Annotated in this window: 12 protein-coding genes and 1 pseudogene (1 of these 13 running past the window's edge); 10 read left to right on the top strand and 3 right to left on the bottom strand. The window is 63.2% G+C overall.

Annotated elements, in window-relative coordinates; translation table 11 throughout:
- Window positions 1-74: 74 nt before the first annotated feature.
- Both K2U94_RS05645 and K2U94_RS05640 read right to left on the bottom strand, forming a co-directional pair.
- The gene (locus tag K2U94_RS05645) at window positions 75-3,671 is read right to left on the bottom strand and encodes a DUF4347 domain-containing protein (protein ID WP_243066275.1); all 3,597 of its coding nucleotides are present in this window, start codon (window positions 3,669-3,671) and stop codon (window positions 75-77) included.
- A gap of 79 nt (window positions 3,672-3,750) precedes the next feature.
- Window positions 3,751-4,689, bottom strand: coding sequence for a DUF4347 domain-containing protein (locus K2U94_RS05640; protein WP_243066274.1), 939 nt, complete (start codon window positions 4,687-4,689; stop codon window positions 3,751-3,753).
- 848 nt (window positions 4,690-5,537) lie between these two features.
- Between K2U94_RS05640 and K2U94_RS05635 the strand changes: the two are divergent.
- The 5 genes and pseudogenes from K2U94_RS05635 to K2U94_RS05615 form a co-directional block, all read left to right on the top strand.
- Window positions 5,538-6,879 (top strand): annotated as a pseudogene (locus K2U94_RS05635) (IS1380 family transposase); the annotation flags it as partial.
- 469 nt (window positions 6,880-7,348) lie between these two features.
- On the top strand, window positions 7,349-7,666 hold the full coding sequence (locus tag K2U94_RS05630; RefSeq protein WP_243066273.1) for a glycosyltransferase: 318 nt from the start codon (window positions 7,349-7,351) through the stop codon (window positions 7,664-7,666).
- 26 nt (window positions 7,667-7,692) lie between these two features.
- Window positions 7,693-12,324, top strand: a complete 4,632-nt coding sequence (locus tag K2U94_RS05625) for a Stf0 family sulfotransferase (protein ID WP_243066272.1) — start codon at window positions 7,693-7,695, stop codon at window positions 12,322-12,324.
- 76 nt (window positions 12,325-12,400) lie between these two features.
- Entirely contained in the window at window positions 12,401-13,480 is a 1,080-nt protein-coding gene (locus tag K2U94_RS05620; protein WP_243066271.1) for a tetratricopeptide repeat-containing glycosyltransferase, read from the top strand.
- A complete protein-coding gene (locus tag K2U94_RS05615) occupies window positions 13,480-15,018 on the top strand; it encodes a glycosyltransferase family protein (protein ID WP_243066270.1) in 1,539 nt (512 codons plus the stop codon). The genes K2U94_RS05620 and K2U94_RS05615 overlap by 1 nt, the downstream gene beginning before the upstream one ends.
- A gap of 17 nt (window positions 15,019-15,035) precedes the next feature.
- Here the strand turns inward: K2U94_RS05615 and K2U94_RS05610 are convergent, their stop codons facing one another.
- Window positions 15,036-16,001 (bottom strand): hypothetical protein, encoded by a 966-nt coding sequence (locus K2U94_RS05610; RefSeq protein ID WP_243068809.1) that lies wholly within the window; start codon window positions 15,999-16,001, stop codon window positions 15,036-15,038.
- A 490-nt stretch (window positions 16,002-16,491) separates the two neighbouring features.
- On the opposite strand from K2U94_RS05610, the gene K2U94_RS05605 reads away from it, so the two are divergent.
- The 5 genes from K2U94_RS05605 to K2U94_RS05585 all read left to right on the top strand — a co-directional run.
- Complete coding sequence (locus tag K2U94_RS05605) at window positions 16,492-18,597, top strand: caspase family protein (protein WP_243066269.1); 2,106 nt, start codon at window positions 16,492-16,494, stop codon at window positions 18,595-18,597.
- A gap of 269 nt (window positions 18,598-18,866) precedes the next feature.
- Window positions 18,867-19,607 (top strand): hypothetical protein, encoded by a 741-nt coding sequence (locus tag K2U94_RS05600; RefSeq protein ID WP_243066268.1) that lies wholly within the window; start codon window positions 18,867-18,869, stop codon window positions 19,605-19,607.
- Between the two features lie 216 nt (window positions 19,608-19,823).
- Complete coding sequence (locus tag K2U94_RS05595) at window positions 19,824-20,075, top strand: helix-turn-helix domain-containing protein (protein WP_243066267.1); 252 nt, start codon at window positions 19,824-19,826, stop codon at window positions 20,073-20,075.
- 91 nt (window positions 20,076-20,166) lie between these two features.
- Window positions 20,167-21,888, top strand: coding sequence for a site-specific integrase (locus K2U94_RS05590; protein WP_243066266.1), 1,722 nt, complete (start codon window positions 20,167-20,169; stop codon window positions 21,886-21,888).
- Between the two features lie 20 nt (window positions 21,889-21,908).
- Window positions 21,909-22,519 carry the 5' portion of a hypothetical protein gene (locus K2U94_RS05585; protein ID WP_243066265.1) on the top strand. Its footprint extends 502 nt past the window's final position, so only the first 611 of its 1,113 coding nucleotides appear in the window; its start codon is at window positions 21,909-21,911; the stop codon falls past the right edge of the window.

Raw genomic sequence — 22,519 nt, 5'->3', positions numbered from 1 at the left:
GTCAACCGGCGGATGAGCGGATTACCGGAGACGGAGCCATCAAGGCTCCGTCTCACAGAGGACGTCAGAGCTGTTTAGCCCTGAGGGACGTTGTGGTGGTGGCCACCCAACGAGTTATTCTGCCCGTTGCCGTTGTTGTCGAGGCTGCCGGAGACACCGAGGCCGGCTCCGGAAACGTGATCCGTCGTCTGCGGGGTCACCCCCGACGCCGGCGTTCCGGACGACTGCCCCAAGGCCCGGAGCACGCCGCTGAGCGCGTTGCTCAAAGCCGTCAGCTCGTTAACCAGGGTCTGCTCGATACTGACGAGGCTGGCGAGCAGGCTCTGCACGCCGGTCGCCGGGTCGGAATTGCCGCCTCCGCCGGTTGTGACCGACGAAGTCCCGCCGCCTTGCAGGAATTGCGTCTGGTCGAGGCCTCCCTGTGATCCCGACACCGATTGCCGGTTGACCGAGCTATACAGCGAGTCGTGATCACCGTTATTGCCCCCGTCATGGTGGTGATGGTGATGGTGATGGTGACGGTGATGGTGATGCTCGCTGTCGCCCGTCGCGCCTGTGGCTCCAGTTGCGCCGGTGTCGCCCGTCGCGCCGGTGGCTCCGGTTGCGCCGGTGTCGCCCGTCGCGCCCGTGGCTCCGGTGGCTCCGGTTGCGCCGGTGTCGCCCGTCGCGCCTGTGGCTCCGGTTGCGCCGGTGTCGCCCGTCGCGCCGGTGGCTCCGGTGGCTCCGGTGTCGCCCGTCGCGCCGGTGGCTCCAGTTGCGCCGGTGTCGCCCGTCGCTCCGGTCGCGCCCGTGGCTCCAGTTGCGCCGGTGTCGCCCGTCGCGCCGGTGGCTCCGGTTGCGCCGGTGTCGCCCGTCGCGCCGGTGGCTCCGGTGGCTCCGGTGTCGCCCGTCGCGCCTGTGGCTCCAGTGGCGCCGGTGTCGCCCGTCGCTCCGGTTGCGCCTGTGGCTCCAGTGGCGCCGGTGTCGCCCGTCGCTCCGGTCGCGCCGGTGGCTCCAGTTGCGCCGGTGTCGCCCGTCGCTCCGGTCGCGCCCGTGGCTCCAGTTGCGCCGGTGTCGCCCGTCGCTCCGGTCGCGCCCGTGGCTCCGGTTGCGCCGGTGTCGCCCGTCGCGCCGGTGGCTCCGGTGGCTCCGGTGTCGCCCGTCGCGCCGGTGGCTCCGGTGGCTCCGGTGTCGCCCGTCGCGCCTGTGGCTCCAGTGGCGCCGGTGTCGCCCGTCGCTCCGGTTGCGCCTGTGGCTCCAGTGGCGCCGGTGTCGCCCGTCGCGCCGGTGGCTCCGGTGGCTCCGGTGTCGCCCGTCGCGCCGGTGGCTCCAGTTGCGCCGGTGTCGCCCGTCGCTCCGGTCGCGCCCGTGGCTCCAGTTGCGCCGGTGTCGCCCGTCGCGCCGGTGGCTCCGGTTGCGCCGGTGGCTCCGGTTGCGCCGGTGTCGCCCGTCGCGCCGGTGGCTCCGGTGGCTCCGGTGTCGCCCGTCGCGCCTGTGGCTCCAGTGGCGCCGGTGTCGCCCGTCGCTCCGGTCGCGCCCGTGGCTCCAGTTGCGCCGGTGTCGCCCGTCGCGCCGGTGGCTCCGGTTGCGCCGGTGGCTCCGGTTGCGCCGGTGTCGCCCGTCGCGCCGGTGGCTCCGGTGGCTCCGGTGTCGCCCGTCGCGCCGGTGGCTCCGGTTGCGCCGGTGTCGCCCGTCGCGCCCGTGGCTCCGGTGGCTCCGGTTGCGCCGGTGTCGCCCGTCGCGCCTGTGGCTCCGGTTGCGCCGGTGTCGCCCGTCGCGCCGGTGGCTCCGGTGGCTCCGGTGTCGCCCGTCGCGCCGGTGGCTCCAGTTGCGCCGGTGTCGCCCGTCGCTCCGGTCGCGCCCGTGGCTCCAGTTGCGCCGGTGTCGCCCGTCGCGCCGGTGGCTCCGGTTGCGCCGGTGTCGCCCGTCGCGCCGGTGGCTCCGGTGGCTCCGGTGTCGCCCGTCGCGCCTGTGGCTCCAGTGGCGCCGGTGTCGCCCGTCGCTCCGGTTGCGCCTGTGGCTCCAGTGGCGCCGGTGTCGCCCGTCGCTCCGGTCGCGCCGGTGGCTCCAGTTGCGCCGGTGTCGCCCGTCGCTCCGGTCGCGCCGGTGGCTCCAGTTGCGCCGGTGTCGCCCGTCGCTCCGGTCGCGCCCGTGGCTCCGGTTGCGCCGGTGTCGCCCGTCGCGCCGGTGGCTCCGGTGGCTCCGGTGTCGCCCGTCGCGCCGGTGGCTCCGGTGGCTCCGGTGTCGCCCGTCGCGCCTGTGGCTCCAGTGGCGCCGGTGTCGCCCGTCGCTCCGGTTGCGCCTGTGGCTCCAGTGGCGCCGGTGTCGCCCGTCGCTCCGGTTGCGCCTGTGGCTCCAGTGGCGCCGGTGTCGCCCGTCGCGCCGGTGGCTCCGGTGGCTCCGGTGTCGCCCGTCGCGCCGGTGGCTCCAGTTGCGCCGGTGTCGCCCGTCGCGCCTGTGGCTCCAGTTGCGCCGGTGTCGCCCGTCGCGCCTGTGGCTCCGGTGGCTCCGGTGTCGCCCGTCGCGCCCGTGGCTCCAGTTGCGCCGGTGTCGCCCGTCGCGCCGGTGGCTCCGGTGGCGCCGGTGTCGCCCGTCGCGCCCGTGGCTCCAGTTGCGCCGGTGTCGCCCGTCGCGCCTGTGGCTCCGGTGGCTCCGGTGTCGCCCGTCGCGCCCGTGGCTCCAGTTGCGCCGGTGTCGCCCGTCGCGCCGGTGGCTCCAGTTGCGCCGGTGTCGCCCGTCGCGCCTGTGGCTCCGGTTGCGCCCGTTGCGCCGGTCGCTCCCGTGGCTCCGGTGGCTCCCGTTGCGCCGGTCGCGCCCGTGGCTCCGGTGGCTCCCGTTGCGCCGGTCGCGCCCGTCGCGCCGGTGGGTCCGGTTGGGCCGACCCCGCTCTGCACGGTCGTTGTAGTGAAAGTAAAACTGCTTGTAGTGTCCGTTCCATTGGAACTATCAATTACAAATGCACTTGTTAGAGTCGTGGGGGGAACATCGACAACAACGACAATTTTAAACGTATCTCCCGTAAAACTCGATCCGTTCGGGACGACAAATTCGCCGACGATAGTGGTTCCTAAAAGGATGTAGTAGTTACCTTGACCCGGTGCAGTGGGACCGGTCAGACTGGCCGTAATCTCGGCGTATTCGATATCTAAAATTCCGGAATATTGCTGAACGCCGGCCTCTGTCAGCGGCGGGCGAGCAAAACGCGAGTCCTTGCCGTTCGAAAGTTTCCACGAGCCGCCAAGTGTTTGCGCTCCGACACGCGCGGGCGCGGCGAACACATCGATCCGCAAGGCTTCAGCCAAAGCCGAAACAAGCGCGTCGCCTTCCCGCCCGGCCGCCGTCTCGCAGCTCCACAGGCGAAGTTCGCCGCCGTCGCGCAAGGCCCGGCCGATCGCCGCCAAATCCGCCGCGTCATCACGTAGGGTCGCGGCGGACCATTCGCCGGCGGCGAAGGCGACGCGACCCGGCGCCCCGTGCGTCATGATGTGGATAGCCTCGAGCCTTTCACGGCCGGCGAGCGCCGCCGCGATCTGCCGCGCCGCGGGGCGGGCAGCGTCGAGCAGCGCCGCCTCGACGCCGGGGCGCAAGTTCGAGAGAACTGTGGAGAGATCGGGGATCGTCGCGTCGACGAACAGGATCTCGGCGGGATCCGCTGTGCGGAAGGGAATGGAGGCGTCAATCGAGCTGGTCATAGTAAACTCCCGAATTCGCGTTCGTGTCGAGGTTTGGCCAGCGGACTGCGCCGGCCGGTTCTTCGAAGGCAAAAGGGATTCAGCGGCCAGCGCCCGGCGCTGGAGCGAGAGTGATGCGGACCGGGGCGCCGGGGCTCGCCGGCACGATCGCGCCGTCGCGGCCGAGCAGAATTTCGGTCGCTTTCCGGCTGTAGGAGCCCGAGGGATCAAGGATGCAGACGCCGCCCTCGGGGATGACGCCCGACTCGCCGGCGTGAACCCGATAGCTATCGCGGACGTCCGAAACGCCGACAAACATGTCGAGGCCGTACCCAGGGAGGAAGGAGAACTGGCCGACGACCTTGTTCGCGCCGCCGACGTTGGCGGCGACGAAATACGTCCCGCGCGCCAGAGCCGCGGTGCCGTCGACCGGCGAAGCGGTGGCCTTGACCTTGATCTTGCCATCCAGCAGCAGCCCGGCGTACGCAGCCGTCCCCGCTGGCGTCATCGGAGCGAGCGCCGTCTCGCGGCCGGAAAGCTCCCACGTCCCGCCCAGCGCCGCCGCGCCGATGCGGGCCGTCGGCGCCGCGACCTCGACGCAGGCAAGCTCGGCGAGCCGAAGAACAAAAGCTTCGCCCGTCGCCCCGCGCGCCGTCTCGCAGCTCCACAGCCGCAATTCGCCGTCGGGACGCAGCGCGCTGCCGATAGCAGCCAAATCCTCCGCGTCCTGACGCAGGGTCGCGGTCGACCATTCGCCCGACGCAAAACATACCCGCCCCGGCGCGCCATGCGCCATGATATGAACGGCGGCCAGACCGCGGCGGTCCGTCACTTCCTCGGCGATCTGCTGGATCGCAGGCCGGCCTGCATCGAGCGAGACGACTTCGACCTCTGGCCTGAGATTGTGCAGGATCGTCTGGCGATCCTGGACACCGGGGTCGAGAAATAGGATTTCCTTGCCTCTCGACTGGTCGCCCTGCGCAAGCGTTGAAGCGGAAATCCGGTTCAGACCGTCTGATTTGTTGGTGTGGAAGCTCATTTCACACTCCCGTCAGAAACGTGACACCGCGGGCCGGGCGGCCAAGCCGAGGCTTCGCGGTGGTTGGGGGACCAGAAGCTGATTGCTGCTTTCGGTGGAACGTCGATTTGCTATTGGCGGCAAGAATATGAGGCCGCCCTCGGAGACTCGGGGGCGGCTCAATAACGATCGAATATTCGGCAAACGAAGCAGCGCGCTGGCGCCCGCAACCATCCAGCCCGCCGTTTCGATGGCCGGCCTGTCCGGGCCGGGCTTGCGACGTCGCCTTCGCAGGCTTGACCGCGTAAGCGCGTTAAGGCCGCCTAAGCTGACGCGCCCGCCGGCGGACTCTCCATCGCGCAGGCAACAGGCGAAAGCGCACGCTTCCGCCAACGCGTCGTCGAATGTGGCGCGGGATCTGCACTTAAAACAATGATGGCCGAACATGAACACGATGGCCTCATCAACATGCAAACGCACCTTGCTTCCCTAAACAAAACCTTTACACGTGGGGCGACGGTATCCAATCACGGCATTTCCGCCTTAGTCAAGGCGTAGAAGCTTCACAAATCCGGGATGATTTTATAACATCTTGATGCGATGACGATTTAGCAAATTATTAGGCATAATATACCTCAAAAGAGGTATATTATGCGCAACTGTTTGAATCCAAGCTGTAGGCGCCGCGTTTTTATCGCTGGCTTGGCTGTTTGCGCCGCCCCGCCGGGGCAGAAGCTTCGGTGCCGCGGGGCGCCGGCGGGCTGACTAGCCTGAATTATGCACCGCAGGCTGGCGGATATGGCTCAAGCATATGATCTATCGTAGGATTCGGTTGTCGAAGCCAATCCACGCCATTTCTGCGAGGCCACATCCGCCATAAAGGGACTACACTTCCACTTCCTGGCCTGTCACCCGTCGCCGGCAAGTCCGTTGTGGCCAAATTCGATGGTGGTTTGCAGTCGTCAGACGGCGGCGTCTTGGCCTTGCGAGAAGTAGAGCAGCGGCTGCGCGTCGCCGATCGTTTGGCCGCTTGCATCGACGACCCGCGCGCTCCCGACCAGATCACGCACAGTCTTTCCGACATCATTCGTTTCCGCCTGTTGATGATCGCCGCCGGCTACGAGGACGGCGTCGACGCCAATCGCCTGCGCGGCGATCCGGTCTTCAAAATGGCGCACGACCTTGCCCCCTCCGACCGCGAGCTGTGTTCGCAATCGACGATCTCGCGGCTGGAGAACCTGCCAGGCGTCCGCGCCTTGCTGCGCATGGGCCGCGCCATGGTCGATTTGTATTGCGCCTCGTTCAAGCAGGTTCCCAAACGCATCGTGCTCGACATCGACGACACGTTCGACGCCGTCCATGGCGGCCAGCAGTTGCGGTTGTTCAACGCCTATTATGACGAATACGGCTTCCAGCCGATCGTCGTTTTCGATGGCGAGGGCCGCTTCATCACGGCGGTTCTGCGCCCCGCCAAACGCCCGAAGGGCGTTGAGATCCGCGCCTTGCTGCGCCGCCTGTTGCGCGCGCTGCGCGCCATTTGGCCGCGCACGCAAATCCTGTTTCGCGCCGACAGCCATTATTGCTGTCCCGAGGTTCTCGATTGGTGTCGCGCCAACGGCCTCGATTACATTCTCGGCGTCGCGCCGACCCCGACATTGCGCGCCCATGTCAAAACGCTGGAAGCGAGTACGAAAGAGCGCTTCGACGCCGCGCTCAAGGACGGCAAGGTCCGTCGCTTCAAAGAGTTCCTGCACGCCGCCCGGAGTTGGAGCCGCGTCGAGCGCATCGTCGCGCGCGTCGAAGTCGGCGTGGACGGCCCCGACACGCGCTTCATCGTCACCAATCTGGAAACGCGCACCCCCCGCGGTCTCTACCAGGATGTCTATTGCCGGCGCGGCCAAGCGGAAAACCATATCAAATCCTGGAAGACGCATCTGGCCGCCGACCGCACGTCGTGCTCGAAGGCGACCGCCAACCAGTTCCGGCTTTTTCTGCATGCCGGGGCGTACTGCCTGATGTGGGGCCTGCGCGCCTCAACGCCCAAACGCTCGCTCTGGCGCGTCGCCCAGTTCGATACTTTGCGCCTGCACCTGATCAAAATCGCCGCCCGCGTCGTCGAGATGAAGACCATGATCAAGGTTCACTTGCCGACCGCGTGTCCCGGGCAGGACGTGCTGAAAACTCGCGCTGACACGCATCCCGCGGCTCGTCACATGGTCCACGGGGCGGCGCGCCCCGACCTCAACCCTATCCAGTCAACCTCAAGCCTCGACCGCTCCCATCTCCGCATCGCCACAGGAGAAAATGACCCGTGTCGAGGCAAACCCGCCAGAGCCAACCAAACCCGACGCAAGCCCGAAATCCCTCACAGCGGTGCATAATTGCGGCTAGAAGCCGGCGGGCGGAATACAAGAGTGAATGACCGCATGTTCCAGTCGCGCAAGGATTGCGAAAGTGGATGCGCCAGCCATCGTGGCGCTCGTGGGCGCTCAAGAAACCCCGGCTCCATCATCGCCGCGGCTTATGTCGCGCGGCCTTCGCCCCTCAAATGTGCGTCCATCCCCCTTTCGGGAGGTCGCAAAGTCCCTTCCCGCGGACCCGACAATATGTATGCTCTTTCCGGACGCAACGGAATCCCGGCGGCGCCGAAAACTGCTAAGGTCAGACCAGAAAACGCACATTGGATGAGTGGTTGAGCCTGATGAAACATGCGGATCACATTCCCACGATCGGGCTGTGCATGATCGTCAAGAACGAAACCGCGGTCATCGAGAGCTGCCTCGACAGCCTGCGGTCGCTGGTCGATTACGAACTGATAGAGGACACCGGCTCGACCGACGGAACCCGGCAGTTCATCCGCGCTTGGCTCGCCAGGAACAAGATGCCGAGCGAGGTGATTGAGGAACCGTGGCGCGACTTCGCCTATAACCGCTCCTGTTGTAACGATAGGTGGTCACGAACGCCTATGATCTGCCCCACAGAGAGAGCGCCAGAATAATTGGTCAGCCAGCGCGGAAGACTTTCATGACAGGCCCGAAAATCCTTTGCCTTAACATGATTGTGAAGAACGAGATTGCGAATCTCGAGCTCTGTCTATGCGCCGTCGCGCCCTACGTCTCGTGTTGGGTGATCGGTGACACCGGGTCGACCGACGGCTCGCAGGAATTCATCGAGTCGTTCTTCGCCAAGCGCAACATTCCGGGGGAGTTGCACAGCTTTCCTTTCGTTAACTTCGAACAGGCCCGCAACGCCGCGCTCGACTGCGCGTACGGGTCGAGCCTAACGTACGACTATCTCTTGCTAACCGACGCAGACATGGAGTTGGTTGTCGAAGACAAGGATTTTCGCACGACATTGGAAGGGGCGGGCTATCGGCTGTTGCAGCGAACGCATTCCGGACTCGCCTACTGGAATACGCGCCTGGTCCGGCGCGACCTCGGCGCACGGTATCACGGGGTCACCCACGAATATCTCGACGTGCCCGGCGGCGTGAAGGAACTGCGCGGAGTCTGGTATAAGGACCACGCCTCGGGCTCCAACCGCGTCGACAAGTTTGAGCGCGACATCAAGCTGTTGCTGGCAGGGCTCAAACAGGAGCCGGAAAACCAGCGATATTTATTCTATCTCGCGCAGTCCTATCGCGACGCCGGACGCACCGCGGAAGCGGCCAAGGCTTACGCCAAGCGCGCCGAGAGCGGCCGCTGGGAAGAAGAGGCGTGGTATGCGCGGCTCCAGGAGGCGCGCTGCCTGAGGAAGCTCGGCGACGAGGCTGGTTTCCTGCGTCAGGCGCTTGCCGCGTTTAACCAGCGTCCGCAGCGCGCCGAGCCGCTTTACGACCTCGCACGGTTCTACCGCGAAAAGGGCATGAACGCGGCGAGCATTCTCTTCTCGGAAGAAGGGCTCGCGATCAAGCGACCCGACGAAGATATTCTGTTCATTGAAGACAATGTTTATCAGACGGGTTTGCGGGAGGAGTTTTCGATCGCGGCGAATTATGCGCGCGATCCCGCGCGAAAGCGCCGTGGTTTCGAGCTCTGCGACAGTTTGGCGCTCGACCGCGCCGCGCCGCAGGCGACGCGCGATCTCGCCGTTTCCAACCTCCATTTTTATGTTGAGCCGGCCGAAAAACTCTTGCCGTCGTTTTCGTCGCGGCCCATCGGCTTCAAGCCGCCCGAAGGATGGCTGCCGACAAACCCGTCGATAGCGAGGAACGGTGACGAGATCGTTCTCGTTCAGCGCGCGGTCAATTACACGATCGATCCAGCGTTCCCCGATGGCGACGACCGGCGATATGTAGCCAAGGACGGCTCGGCGCCGCACACTCGAAACTTCCTGCTGCGGCTTGATGTCGACCTCCGGACTTTGCGTTCCGCTGAGATCCTCGATCCGGTCGATCTGCCAGAACCGGTCTGGCCCAAAGTGCTGGGCTTCGAAGACATGCGGCTCTTCACATGGCGCGGCGATCTGTGGGGCGTCGCGTGCGTTCGACAGATGTCGAAGGAGGGCTGGTGCGAGCAGGTCTTGGCGCGTATCGACGAGCAGGGCGACGCGACCCGACTCACCGACTGGAGGGTGCTGCACCCCGAAAGCCCGCAGACGCACGAGAAGAACTGGATGCCGCGGGTCGATGGCGACGCTCTCGAGTTCGTCTATGATTGCGATCCGACTCGCGTTATTGACGATCAGGCGCGAATAGTCGTCTCGATGACGCCGCCGATCCTGGCTGACCAGTTCCGCGGCGGTTCGCAATTGATCGCCTTCGATGGCGGTTGGCTGGCCCTTGTGCACGAGACCCGCGTCCGCGACGGACAGCGGCATTACCGGCACCGCTTCGTCTGGTTCGACGAGGGAATGAAGCTGCGCGGCGTGAGCCGGCCGTTCTTTTTCCAGAAGCGCGGCGTCGAGTTTGCCGCCGGGCTTGCCTGGCATCCCGACGAAAAGCGCCTGATGATCACCTATGGCGTCAACGACAGTGAGGCGTGGATCGCTACTGTTAAGGCAGAAGACGTGGGCATGCTGCTAGCCGATGCCGATCGGTTGCCGTCTGGGGCAACGGGAACCAACGGGGTGTGCAAGCTAGCACTGCCGACGTCAGGATTGGCGCTCGACAAATCGGGGACCAACAAACGCGGAACGACCAAATACGAAGCGCCAGCAACACGACAAAGCCGAGCGAATGTCGAGCGAGCCGCTATTTCTGAACTGGCCGTCAGCTCCGAAGCCTTCGACCAACCTCTTTGTGAGCCTCGCAGCAAGGTCTTGATCTGTACTACGGGGCGAACGGGAAGCTTCTGGTTATGCCGCGCGATGATCCATAGCGGAATCGGAGTTCCCCACGAATATTTCCATGACTTGCATGCAAGAGTCATTGGTCCGCGACTCGGTGTCGACGAGCTTCGCAACAGCCGTCTGCTGGAAACCGACAGTGCCGTCCGCAGAGCATATATAGAGGTTCTGCTCAAACGACGAACCGTCAACGGAATTTTCGCAGCCAAGATCCATCAGGGGCAACTCGAACGCTACCTCAACAATCCTGAAGGTCTTGATCTGTTTCAAAACGCTTACTTCATATATCTTCACCGTGAAGACCTGCTGGCGCAGGCAATCTCATATCGTGTTGCGATGCTTACCGGACGTTGGGGGCTTGACGGCACGGTCACGTCGAGCCGAGTAACGGACCCGCAGTTCTTCGACAATGCCCAAATCGCGAGGGATATGGAGATGTTCGCGGCTGACAACACAGCTTGGCGTCTCTTTTTTGCTCGAAACGCAATTACGCCGCTTACAATCAGCTACGAAGAGATGAAGGATGATCTGCCCGCGACACTTCGCAAAATAGTCGAAACTTTCGGGCTTGAAGTGCCGCTTAAGGACTTTAATTATGGCGAACCGGAGCCGATCGAGTTTCGTGATCCGGGAACACCATCGAAGCTCGAAATCAGGAAGAGGTTTGTACAAGCCAATCAGAAGATTGTCGCTGCTTCTTTTAGACCCTCGCGAACTACACTGCCCCCCCAGGCGCCTTGCATAGAGGCAAACAAGGCTGAAAGCGATCGAACGATGCGGAAAGCCGAGATAAGCGCCGCGACGACGTCCGTTGAAGAAAGATTCCTCTCGATTGCCCCTTTCCTCCTCTCCGCCGACTCGCCAGAACTCCGGCGGGAGCAGTCGCGGGCGTTCGACGAGCGGATAAGTTCGTTTCTCGACGCCGACGACGGCGCCGCCCTGCCGCAGATCCATTGCTTTTATGAAATCCAGTCGGACGGCGGGAGGCATGACGGCCTCGTCGCCGCGACCGCCTCCATGCGCGCGGCGGGCCATCCGGTCAAAGTATGGAGCTATTCGCCGCAAAAGCTCGAATTCCTGCGGCCCCACGGAGTCGAATTGTCGTCTGCCGACGACATTGTGCCCCGAAGCTTGTTCGAAAAAATTATGGTCGGCTCTGGAATCCGATATTTCAGCGACGTGTTCCGATACGCGGTCCTCTATGAATACGGCGGGCTTTGGATGGACTCGGACGTCATCCTCCTGCGCCCCTTTCCGTTTTGCGGCGAGCATTTCTTCAACTTGCAGTGGCGCAGCGGCAGCAAAAACGAACATTTCGTTTGCGGCAACGTGATCTTCGCCAAGCGCTACAGCCGACATCTTCGCAATCTTTACGAAATGTCGCTCGAACGCTTCTTCGCCTCGCGCGAAACCGCGTTCGGCGACATCGGGCCCAAGCTCTTGTCGGATTATATCGCCTCGGACGCGGGCGCCGAACTGCGCGATTCGGTCTTCAGCCCGGTCTTTTTCAATTCGATCGACTGGACGGAGATCGACCAGTTCAAACAACCAATTTCGCAACTGGCGGACTATCTGAACGACGAACGCGTGTTCGGCGTCCATCTATGGAACGCCCGCACCAATCCCGAAGCGCGCAAGGATGACGACGCGCTGATTTCCATATTGTCCGACCCGTTTGTTCGCCTGCCGCGTTTGACCTACCTCGCAGACCGCTTCAATACGGACAAGAACCGCCACACCGGCAACCGTCACTTCTATTCGAGAGCCTATGATAAACTGCTTTCGCCAAGACGATTTTCGCTTCGGCGCCTGATGGAGATCGGGCTTTGCCGCATTCACGGTGGCAAACAGACTGAGACCCCGTCCGTCGCCCTCTGGCAGTCCTATTTCCCTTACGCCCATGTCGTCGGCGTTGACCTGACCGATTTCTCGGCGCTCAACAATGCGCGGTTCACATCTTTCGTCTGCGACCAGTCTAAGCCGGGAGCGCTGCGCGAGGTCGCGGCGAAACTCGAGCCGCAGTCCTTCGACGTGATTATCGATGACGGAAGCCACGCATCTTACGACCAGCAAATCACCTTGCTCGAGTTTTTTCCTCTGCTCGCCGAGGGGGGATGGTTCTTCATCGAGGACCTTGATTGGCAGCCGCCTGGCGAGGATCTCCAGAAGATCACGCTGACCAAAACTTTGTTGCGGGAGATTCAGGAATATGGCGCCGCACGATCGATCGATCCGCTGGGAGTGAGCGCCTTGGCGCAGGAATTCCAGGAGATCCTTTTCTTCGACAGCCATTACGAGCTTTCCCGCGCAAAGCTGATGGGTGGGCTCGTGGCGATCCGCAAGCGCGGGGGCGCCGGGCTTGCGGGGTAAGAGTGTCTGAAATGGAATGAGCGCTCGCCCACGGAACGAACCAGCGCCATGGACGACTTCGATCAGGAGCCTTGCTATGAAGGTGGCGGTATACACGATTGCGCTTAATGAAGCCGCACATGCGGAACGTTGGGCGAATTCGGCGACGGACGCCGATTATCGCATCGTGGTCGACACCGGCAGCACCGACGACACTGTCGAACGCCTCACCAAGGCGGGCGTGACGGTTCACCGAATCGCCATCCGCCCATGGCGCTTCGACGACGCCCGCAATGCGGCCATGGCGCTGATTCCAGCGAACGTCGATATCTGCTGCAGCATGGATATGGACCGGTTTCTCGAACCCGGCTGGCGGCCGAAGCTCGAAGCGGCCTGGACGGCCGACACGACCGCGCTCTACTGCCGAACCGTCTACCGTTCGAAACCAGACGACCCGACAATCCTGCGGGGATGGCCGACCAAGAATTTTCACTCCAGGTGGGGCTATCGTTTCAAGCGGCCGGTCCACGAAGCGCTCGTCTTCGCCGGCGACGAAGAGGTTACTCGCGAATGTCTCGACATCGTCATGTGCGAAGTCCAGGACCGCGGCAAGGAGACTCGCCGCCAATATCTGCCGCTGATGGAGCTTGCGCATAAGGAAGAGCCGGAAGATGCGCAAATCTGCTTTTGGCTCGGTCGCGAATATATGTGGGCGGATCGGCGCGATGAAGCGGGCGCCCTCCTGCAACGTTATCTGAGCCTCCCGACGGCCACCTGGGGAGAAGAACGCTCGGAGGCCATGCGCTACCTCGCGCGGGTGCAACCGGATAAAAAGATGTCCTGGCTCGACAAGGCGAGGATTGAGGCGCCGCACCGCCGGGAAATCTGGCTCGATCTCGCCGAAGAACTGCACGGCCAATCAGATTGGCTGAATCTATTCTGGGCCTGCGCCAACGGCATTGAGAAGACGCGCCGAACCAACAGCTACCTGGACGACAGCCAATGTTGGGGTTTCCGATTGTTCGATCTCGGCGCTATTGGCGCTTGGCATGTCAACGTAATGGACAAGGCTGCCGATTGGGGGCAAAAGGCCGTCGAACTCGACCCCGGGAACCAACGGCTCAGAAGCAATCTCGATTACTTCATTAGGCTGCGCGGCGAGAGGAGGGCCGGATAATGTCCGATCTACGAAACTCCATGTCGCGATCGGTTGACAAACTTGGCAACGAGCGGCCGGCGCCTCAGGTTGGTGGCGACCAGAAGGACGTAGATCGCGCCATTTTCGCCCCCAAGAACGGCATCCGTATCACTGCGACCTGGGGCTCAGTTGTCTATCTCGATACGCAGACCGACCTTCTGCGCCACGGCGATCCGGCGACGGCGCCGGCCAATGTGGCCTTCATTCCCGATCCGCAAGGCGACGGCTGGGCAGGCTGGCTGATATGCGAAGGTCCCGAAGGGTTACGCATGGCCGCTCCTGCAGCAGACGGCGGGATCGCATTGCTGGGCGATATTCGTAATCGCGGTGAGACCCGCGTCGTCCCCTTGGAGCGCGGCCTCGTCGCAATCGAACGCGACGGCCGCTATCTGCAAGCGATTCCGAATGGATCGATAGCATGGGGGGCGACACGCGCCAGTAGGTGGGAGTTTTTTCTGCCTTCCAGGCGACCGCCGACAACGGCGCCGCCGATCACGCCAGCCCATTCGATCGACACTCGTTTCCTTAAGCATTTCATCGTCGATCCTCGGGTGAGAGCCCGGAGTTCCTCCACTGAGGTTAGAAAGCCCCGCATATTGATTTACGGCTACCCCAAATGTTCGCACGGGCGTGTATATTATGACTTATGTAAACGCTTATACGAAGACGGATATACGTTGGATATTATTAATTGGCGGGAAAACCACCGTGCATATATCGACTCTCTAAAAGCCGCATACGATCTATTCATGACTGCGCCTGACGGCGCCGCCTTGTTAGGCGACGCTTACGGTGTTCCCTTTGAGCGCATGATAGTTGTTTCGCACGGGGAAATGGATATCCGAATGCTGCTCGAGCGTAAAGGTGCAGAAATATTCAATCGTTTTGCCGCTTACGGCGTCGTGAGCGAATTTGTCTATTGCGCCTCATTAATGCGAGGCGTGCGGCGCGAACCGCGCGTTGTGGCGCTCGGCATTAATTACGATGAATTTTTCATGCCGCCCGCCGAGCAGCTTGAAGCCGTAGGCTATGCTTCGTCAATGTCATTGCTCACGTATGGCGTTGAATTGAAACGGGGCTATTTGGCAGAGGCCGCGGCAAAAAAGGCCGGCCTGCCGTTCCTGGTCGCTGGTTCGACCGGATGCCAGGCGTCGTTCCATGACATGCGCGAGTTTTACCGTGGCGTCGGAGCCATTCTTACGAGTTCAATAAGCGAGGCGGCAGGATTGCCGGTCATGGAGGCGGCCGCGGCCGGACGACTCGTGATCGGAACGCCAGTTGGGCATTTTCCCCGCAAGGCATATGAGGGTGGTGGAATCCTGGCCCCGGTCGAGGGAGACAAGTTTGTCTCCTTTGTCGCCCAGCAACTCCGCCATTATCATGACGACCCGGGGGCCTATCGAGCGAAATGCCTCTCGATCCAGCAAGCCGCGCGGCAGTTCGACTGGCAATATACGATTGGAGGCTGGGTCGACCTCATTGAGGAAGCCGTGAAAAGTGTTCGCATGACGCCGTGATTTTTACGTAAGACGGTTCAAACTCTCAGCAACTCCTGAAGCCGTACTGGCAAATAGGAATCGGCGGCCAATTGGGCGCAGCTTTCCACCCACGAACGGAGATAAGCATCGATCGGTACGGCGGTGCGTCCTTTCCAACGGTTGAGCGCGCCCAGTGCTTCGACGCATTTGGGCCGGCGTTCGTATTCGGCGAGAATTGTCAGAGATGCCGCCTTAGCGAAAGGGCCAAGCGCGCTCGCCTCGATTACGGCGCGATTATTGCGCAACCAGGCGGCGAGGCCCTCCGCCATGCCCTGCTCGCGGCCAAGTTGCGAATAGCGGTCGATAATGTTTTGGCGATATTTGGCGATGGCGTCGCCAAAGGCGTTATCGTTCGGAAACGGCGGGTTGCGCTTCCAATCTTCGGCGAGTTTCCCGAGCCCGCGAATGGAAAAGGCTTCCACGATGGCTTCCTCCAGCCATTGGCAGGGCCGAGCCGGCCTTGCGTCGAACCGCCAGCTGTTGGCCAAAACATGCCCAAGTTCATGGCCGAACTGGTACGCCAGCTTCGACCAGTCGCGCTCGCCGATATCGACGATGACCCAGGCCGTCGTCGGCTCGGCGGCATGCAGCCAGACGGCGGGCGGGCCGAACAGATGTTCATCCACCCGCAAAACAGTGGGCTGGCGATCCGAAACCAGACGCACGCCTGTGAGGCACGCCAGCCTCATGCGGCCGACGACTTTCATCGCCGCCGCAGGAATCATGTGGTCCCAATTCCCAGAGAGTTCTATCGGGGCGGAAAGCAGGTTCACTCTATCCGTGCGACCTCGGGCAAACGAAGGGCTGTCAACGAACGGAGAAATCACCCCGAACGTTCCCGCCAACAGGAACGTGCGCCGGCACAGCCGCGTTCGCTTCGATCCGGCTCGCGCGCCAGCCTCAGCAAGGAAATTATCTCCAATTCCATATTTGTTCCATTTGGGCGGGGAGGGATCGGCCATCGGGATCAAAATCTCCGCATGTGCCGTCGGTAGGCAATGCGCCGGCCGACTATCCGTCGCCCGATTATAGGGGACATTAGCTCCACGCGGTCCGCGCTGTCGAGTGTGCTCGGAAAGAGCGCGATGTTCGCTTCAATCGGAGTTGAACCGGCCTTGTGGAGAGCAAGTTAAGATGCTTGATGAGATGGCAGGTGGATCGTTCCGAAAGGGCGATTGAACCACCGCGCGGACGGCCGATGATTTTATTTTTGTACTGCAGACACTGATGAGAAACACTCCAACACAATATCTTGTGTATTCTGAATGCTCAGTTTTCTAGCTTTATTCCCGCGCGAACCACGGCGACAGAATTTGATTGGACCAGCATTGAGATCCAAGGGGGCTGTTCATCCGTCACGACGGTGATCGGCCCTCGGCGCGTAAACCATTCATGGGCCGTTCACGCTGGCTGACGGAATTTGGACGCGGCCGCGATACACGGAGGCTACGAATGCGCTCCTCTCCTGTTGCCGCTCTTTTCGGCGTCGTCGCGCTCTTTGGCGCCATGATTGCGCCCTCGTCCGCGCAGCAACTCGAAAAACGGATAGCGCTCGTGATCGGCGAGGGCGGCTACGCCGCTAGTGCTCTTGCGACGGCGCCGAACGACGCCGGCCTCGTCGCGCAGACCTTGCAGGCTGCCGGCTTCGATGTCGTCGGCGCGCGCGACCTCGATACGCAAGGATTGCGCGAGGCGCTGCGCGAATTCGTTGGAAAAGCGCAGAATTCCGGGCCCGACACCGTGGCCATGCTCTATTTCGCCGGCTATGGACTTCAATCCGGCGGCGAAAATTATCTTGCCGGCGTCGACGCCCATATCGCCACAGCTGCAGATGTCGCCATCAATGCAGTTCGGGTCTCCGATTTTCTCCAGCCTCTGGCCGCGCTGCCCCTCAAGGCGCGCATCGTCGTCCTGGACGCTGCGCGCAAGAATCCCTTCGCCGCGTCCGGCCAGCCCCTCGCGGGCGGCCTCGCCCTGATGCAACCGGACGACGGAACGCTCATCGCCTTGAATGCTGCGCCGGGAACGATCGGCCCGGAAGAGCCCGGACCCTTCGGCGTTTACGCCAAGGCTTTGGTCGAAATGATCAAAGCTGGCGGCGCGCCGGTCAACGACATGTTCGATCGGGTCCGGATGCGCGTCAGCGAAGCGACGCAGGGCGCGCAAATTCCGTGGAGCGCCTCGCGCGTCGCTCTTCCCTTCATGTTTTTCGACCATACCGCCGAGGCGCCGACCGATCAGCGCGACATGTTCGGCCAGTTGCTCTCCAAACCCATCGCGAGTTTCGGTCCGCGCGACGCTTATCTCGCCGCCGTCGCGCGCGACACGCTGGAGGGCTATCAGGAGTTCCTCACGGCTTTCCCTAACGATCCGCTCGCGGCGCGCGTCCGCGCCATTCTCGCGGCGCGACGCGAAGCAACCATCTGGCGAGAGACTTGCGCCGTCGGAACGGCGCCCGCCTACTGGACGTACGTCAAGCGTTATCCGCGCGGACCTCATGTTTATGACGCCAGGCGCGCGCTGGTCCACTTGGACACCGCCGTCGAGCCGCCGCCGACCTTTGAAGAAATCGATTACGACGTGCCGCCGCCGCCGCCTGACGAAATCATCTATGTCGAACAGCCGGTGATCTATTTCGACGATCCGATCTGGGCATTTCCGCCGCCGCCCCCGCCGCCAATCATCTATTTCGTCGCGGCGCCCTTCTGGTTTGCGGCCCTTCCGCCCCCGCTGCCGCCCGTCGCTGCTTTCGTCCTGCCCATTCCGACCTATTACCCGGTCGCGGCCTGGGTCGCTCCGCCGCCCTATGTCGCGCCCGCGCCGACGAATGTCTTCATCGCCAACATCCACAACACGGTGGTGGTCAATCAAGCCGCGAATACGGTGACGGTCACCAACGCCGCCGGCCAGATCCTTCCGACCTCGCCGGCCAATATCGCTTCGCCGCCCGCCGGAGGAGGACTGCATCCCGGCGTCGCAGCGGCGGCGGTTGCGCTGCCGGCCGCGGCCGCGCTTCGGGCAATGACGCCAAAGGCTCCGGCGCTTCCCGCCGCTGGTCATGCTTTACCGTCGCCCGGTCCGACGGGCGCAGGCGGCGTGGCTTCGCCCCTCGGCGGAGCAGGGCGTGTCGCGCCGGGCGCAAGGCCGAGTTTGCAGCAACGGGGAATCGCGCCATTCAGGCCTTCGACCATGCCCCCGGCTACGGCCGTTCACCCCGCCAGACCGGCAGCGCCACGGCCGCGGGGTCTGTATTCCGGGGCGCCGGCGCCCCGCCCTGGACCCCATTTCGTGGCGCCTCATCGCGCCCCCCGGTTCCAGGCGCCCGCCGTCGCCCCACGCTTCACGGCGCCGCATCGCGCGCCAACATTTGCTGCGCCCCCTCGCCTTCCGCATTATGGAGCGCCGCAGCCAGCGCCGCATTTCGCGGCGCCGCGACCAACTCCCCATTTTGCCGCGCCACGATCAGCCCCGCATTTTGTCGCGCCCCCCCATTTTGCGGCTCCGCATGCGCCTGCGCCGCGACAGACCGGCCATGGCAATGCGAAGCCTCATTGGTGAGGAACAACGCAACCTCCCGGCTCTTGGGGTTTCGATGATTTCGCTGTCCGGCGTCAGCGCGAGTGGGACAAGTTGACGGTGGAAACGATCGCCCCAGCGAGCGACGACCCCGTCGCCTCGGGCTACCGGCAGCGGTCGCCTGACCATCCCGGTCCTCGCCGGCGATCATGCCTATCGCGGAGCCTCAGCTACACCACCCCCCGGGGGAACGACCCGTTATTGGCCTACTTCCGGTTTCGCGGACACGGAGAAAACGTGTTTGATAAAATATGACGCTGATCATGACCAGACGGCAATTCAGTCGCATTCCAAAACACCGCACCCTGATGGCCATATACACGCAAGACAATTTCGAGCAGATCGCCGCCGCCATCGACATGGAGGTTGAGGCGATTGCGAAGAATGCGAAGGTGTTCGAAGCAGCGGCCCAGTGGTATCGGCTGGATCGCAATTCGCCGAAACGCACCGCTCCATCCGTCCTGTGCCGGAAGCTCGATCAGATCGCTAAAAACGCGCGCCAGCTATTGAAGAGCCTCGGCGTTGCCGACCTCGACGAGGCGGCTGATGGTCCCGGCGATCCCCAGATTCTCGACGCGCTTATTTTGATGGACGATCACGATGAGACGCCTCTCGTGCGAGCTACGCAACGCATCGGCCGTTTGGCGGAGATCATGGAAGGCGTCGCTGCAGCGGCTGAACTGAGCCGCCGTGCAATGAAAGCGGCCGCCGAGGTTGCCGAGGTCGGAAAGTTGACCGTGGCGGAAGGAAATCGTGGCGATCGGGCGATCAATGACTGGGTGGAAGCGATGATGAGCGCCTATCGCGCCATTACCGGCAACGAGCCAGCGACCTCTGTCGGGGGACCTGACCGGCCCGATGAGGGAATCGCCGGGGGCCCCCTCATTCGCTTCCTCATCGCCGCAGGCAAGCCGCTGGAAATAGAATTCTCCGAGGACGCCTGGCGCAGCCGCGAGCGCACGGTGCTGAAGGGCGCCTCATTGCAAGACTGACAACGATTTGGCCATTTAGGCTCCGACCGCCGACTCGCTTAAGCGGTCGGGCATGAGAGCGCGTCGCCCCACATCCCCCGAGACGAACCACCCGACGGCGACCGACGCGCTGATCGTGCTCGTGCGTTTGCTTGCGCGCGAGGCTGCCCGGGAATGTCTGAGTCAGACGCCACCCTCTCCTGAACGCCAGGAACAGCTTCGATCGGACGACCGGACGTGACGATCGCGCGCGAATATATGCGCGCCGACGAGATCGCGCGCCTGACCGGGGTCTCGCTGAGGACCGTGCGGCGCTGGATTTCCGAGGGGAAGCTGCCATCCGCGAAAATAGCCGGCGTTCGCTTGGTCGCGAAAAAGGCGGTCCTGCAAATGCTCGCGCCGGCCATGCGAGAGTGGGACGAAAACGACCCTGAAAATGAAGATAATACAGATCCTCAGGATAGCATCGGGAGATCGTCACCAAAATAATCGTTCCATCTACTCTGTTATACTATTCCCGAATGTCACTCTTTGACACGTCTTGTCACTGCTTACCAAATCATGAGACCAGGAGACAAAAATGACGACGCTGAACGGCAAGCCGAACACATTGGCGGACGTGCTTGCAATTGTCGCGGAGGCCGGCCTCACCGCCTCGCGCAAGCGCGATCTGATCTCGGCGATCAACCGCCTCTGCGAGATGGCCGGGCGCACGCCGTCGGACATGCCGGCGGAGGCGAGCGCATTGAGGGCGGAGTTGCGCAAGATCCTTCCGGCGAGGTTTGGCGTCAGCGCCAAGACATTCAGCAACCAGAGAAGCCTCCTGGCGGCCGCCCTGCGGCAAGCTGGCGCGCTCGACGACATGGGACGCGGATTTGCGCGGCGCCATCCGTCCTGGGGCCCTCTCATGCAGGCCGTCGGCGCCGACACGCAGTTGGACGATGGTCTCGCCGCTTTCGCCAACTGGTGCGCCAGGAGCGGAATATCCCCGGACGAAGTGACCGACGAGTCCATGAAGCTGTTCGCGATCTGGTTGGAGACCCGCACCCATTGCCTCAAGCCGCGCGACGTCGTGCGCCGGACGCCCCTGCTCTGGAACAGGGCTGGCGCGACGATCGACGGCTGGCCAAAGACCAGGCTGTCGCCGGTTTCGTTCAGAGGGCCCCGCAGGCGGCTGGCCTGGGACGATCTCAGTGAAAGCTTTCGCCGCGACGCCGAGGCCTATCTCGGCAAGCGCGCCGCTCCGGATATTTTCCACGAGGAGGCCGCGGCGCCGCGCCGTCCCCTGGCGCCCAACACGTTGCGACAGCAACGCGAACACCTGCGCCTCGCGGCGTCGGTTCTCGTCGAGGTGGGAATGGCTGTGGCGGACGTGGCTTCACTCGCGGACCTGGTCGAGCGGGAGCGCTTCAAAACCATTCTGCGCCACTACCACGGCCAGCAGAACGGAAAGCCGAACGCCTTCGCCGTCGCCCTCGCCAAAACGCTGGTCCAGGTCGCCAAGCATCACGTGGGCGCCTCGGCGGAGCAGGTGGCCGACCTCAAAGCCCTAGCCGCCAAGTTGCCGCCCGTGCCGTTCGATCTGACGCCGAAGAACAAGGCGCTCCTGCGTCAACTCGAGTCGGACGGACCGCGCGCCGGGCTACTGTTTCTGCCAGAAACATTGCTGGCCAAGGTCGCCTCGGAAATGGAGGCGCCGCGCTTGCCGTTTGTCGAAGGGCAAGTCGCGATTGCGATCGACATTCAATTGGCTTGCCCTCTCCGTCCCCAAAACCTGAGTAATTTGCATTGGCGACGCCACTTCCTGGAGCCGGATGGGCCGAAGGGTCGATTGCTGCTGCATATTCCTGCCGAGGAGACCAAGACCAAACGCCAGGATCTGACGGTCGAGATTCCAGAGGACGTCGCGCGGCGGCTCCGCTGGTATCGACGTCACATGTTGCCGCGGGTTGGCGGCGATCCGAACGGCTTTCTTTTCGTCACGAAAAACGGCGACCCCAAGAGCCAGGAGACGCTTACTCAGCAGATCATCGAAACGATTGCGAGACACGTCGGGGTTCACATGACGCCGCACCAGTTCCGTCACTTCGTCGCAACCATCTATCTCGACGCCAACCCGGAAGACCATCAGACGGCGCAGGCGATCCTGCATCACGCGTCAGCCAAAACCACGCTGATCTATGCGGGCTCCGCCAGCCGCCGCGCCAGCCGGGCCTATGGCAAGATTCTGTTCGAACAGCGCGAGCAGCTCGAGTTGGCTCGCCGCGGCAAGAAAGCCGGCCCGAGAAGAGCGATCAATTAGTCCCGACGTCGTGAGAAGCCATGCGCCTCTTGAAGCATCTCCCCGAAAATCAGTGGCCGGCCGCAGACCGTCAGGCTTTCGAGGCGGCCTTCCGGCCCGGCGACCTGTTCGACGAAACGGGCGGGGCTGGAGCCCGCCTGGCGGAGGGCAGCCGAAATTGCATCCGGATGGGCTATCGTCGCTGGCTGGGGTTCCTGCACTCCGCTCATCCCGACGACCTGCGCAAGCCGCCGGCCGATCGGATTTCGCTTGAGCGCGTTCGCGACTTTATCGCCACGCTCAGCACTGAAATGCGTCCGTCCTCGGTGGCGCTGACGATCCAGAGCCTTTGCTATGCGGCCCGCCTGATCGCCGGCGAGCGCGACTGGCGATGGCTTTCTGCGATCAAAGCGCGACTCGTCGCCCGCGCGCGGCCAATCGACCGCTTTGATCGGCTGGCCCCGCCTTGTCGGACGCTCGACTTCGGCATCGAGCTGATGGACACCGCTCTCGCCCTGCCGATTACGAGCCGCAAGACGCGCGAGCTCCAATATCGGGATGGGCTGCTTCTTGCTCTGCTCAGCCTCTGGCCGATCCGGCGCCGGAGCCTGGCGGCCCTGACGGTCAGCCGGCATATCGAGATGGAGGCGGG

Origin of the sequence: Candidatus Rhodoblastus alkanivorans, from assembly GCF_022760755.1 — a bacterium.
In the GTDB taxonomy this organism is placed as follows: Bacteria; Pseudomonadota; Alphaproteobacteria; order Rhizobiales; family Beijerinckiaceae; genus Rhodoblastus; species Rhodoblastus alkanivorans.
The sequence above is the reverse complement of the archived record's forward strand: the minus strand, read 5'-3'. Positions and strand labels throughout refer to the sequence as shown.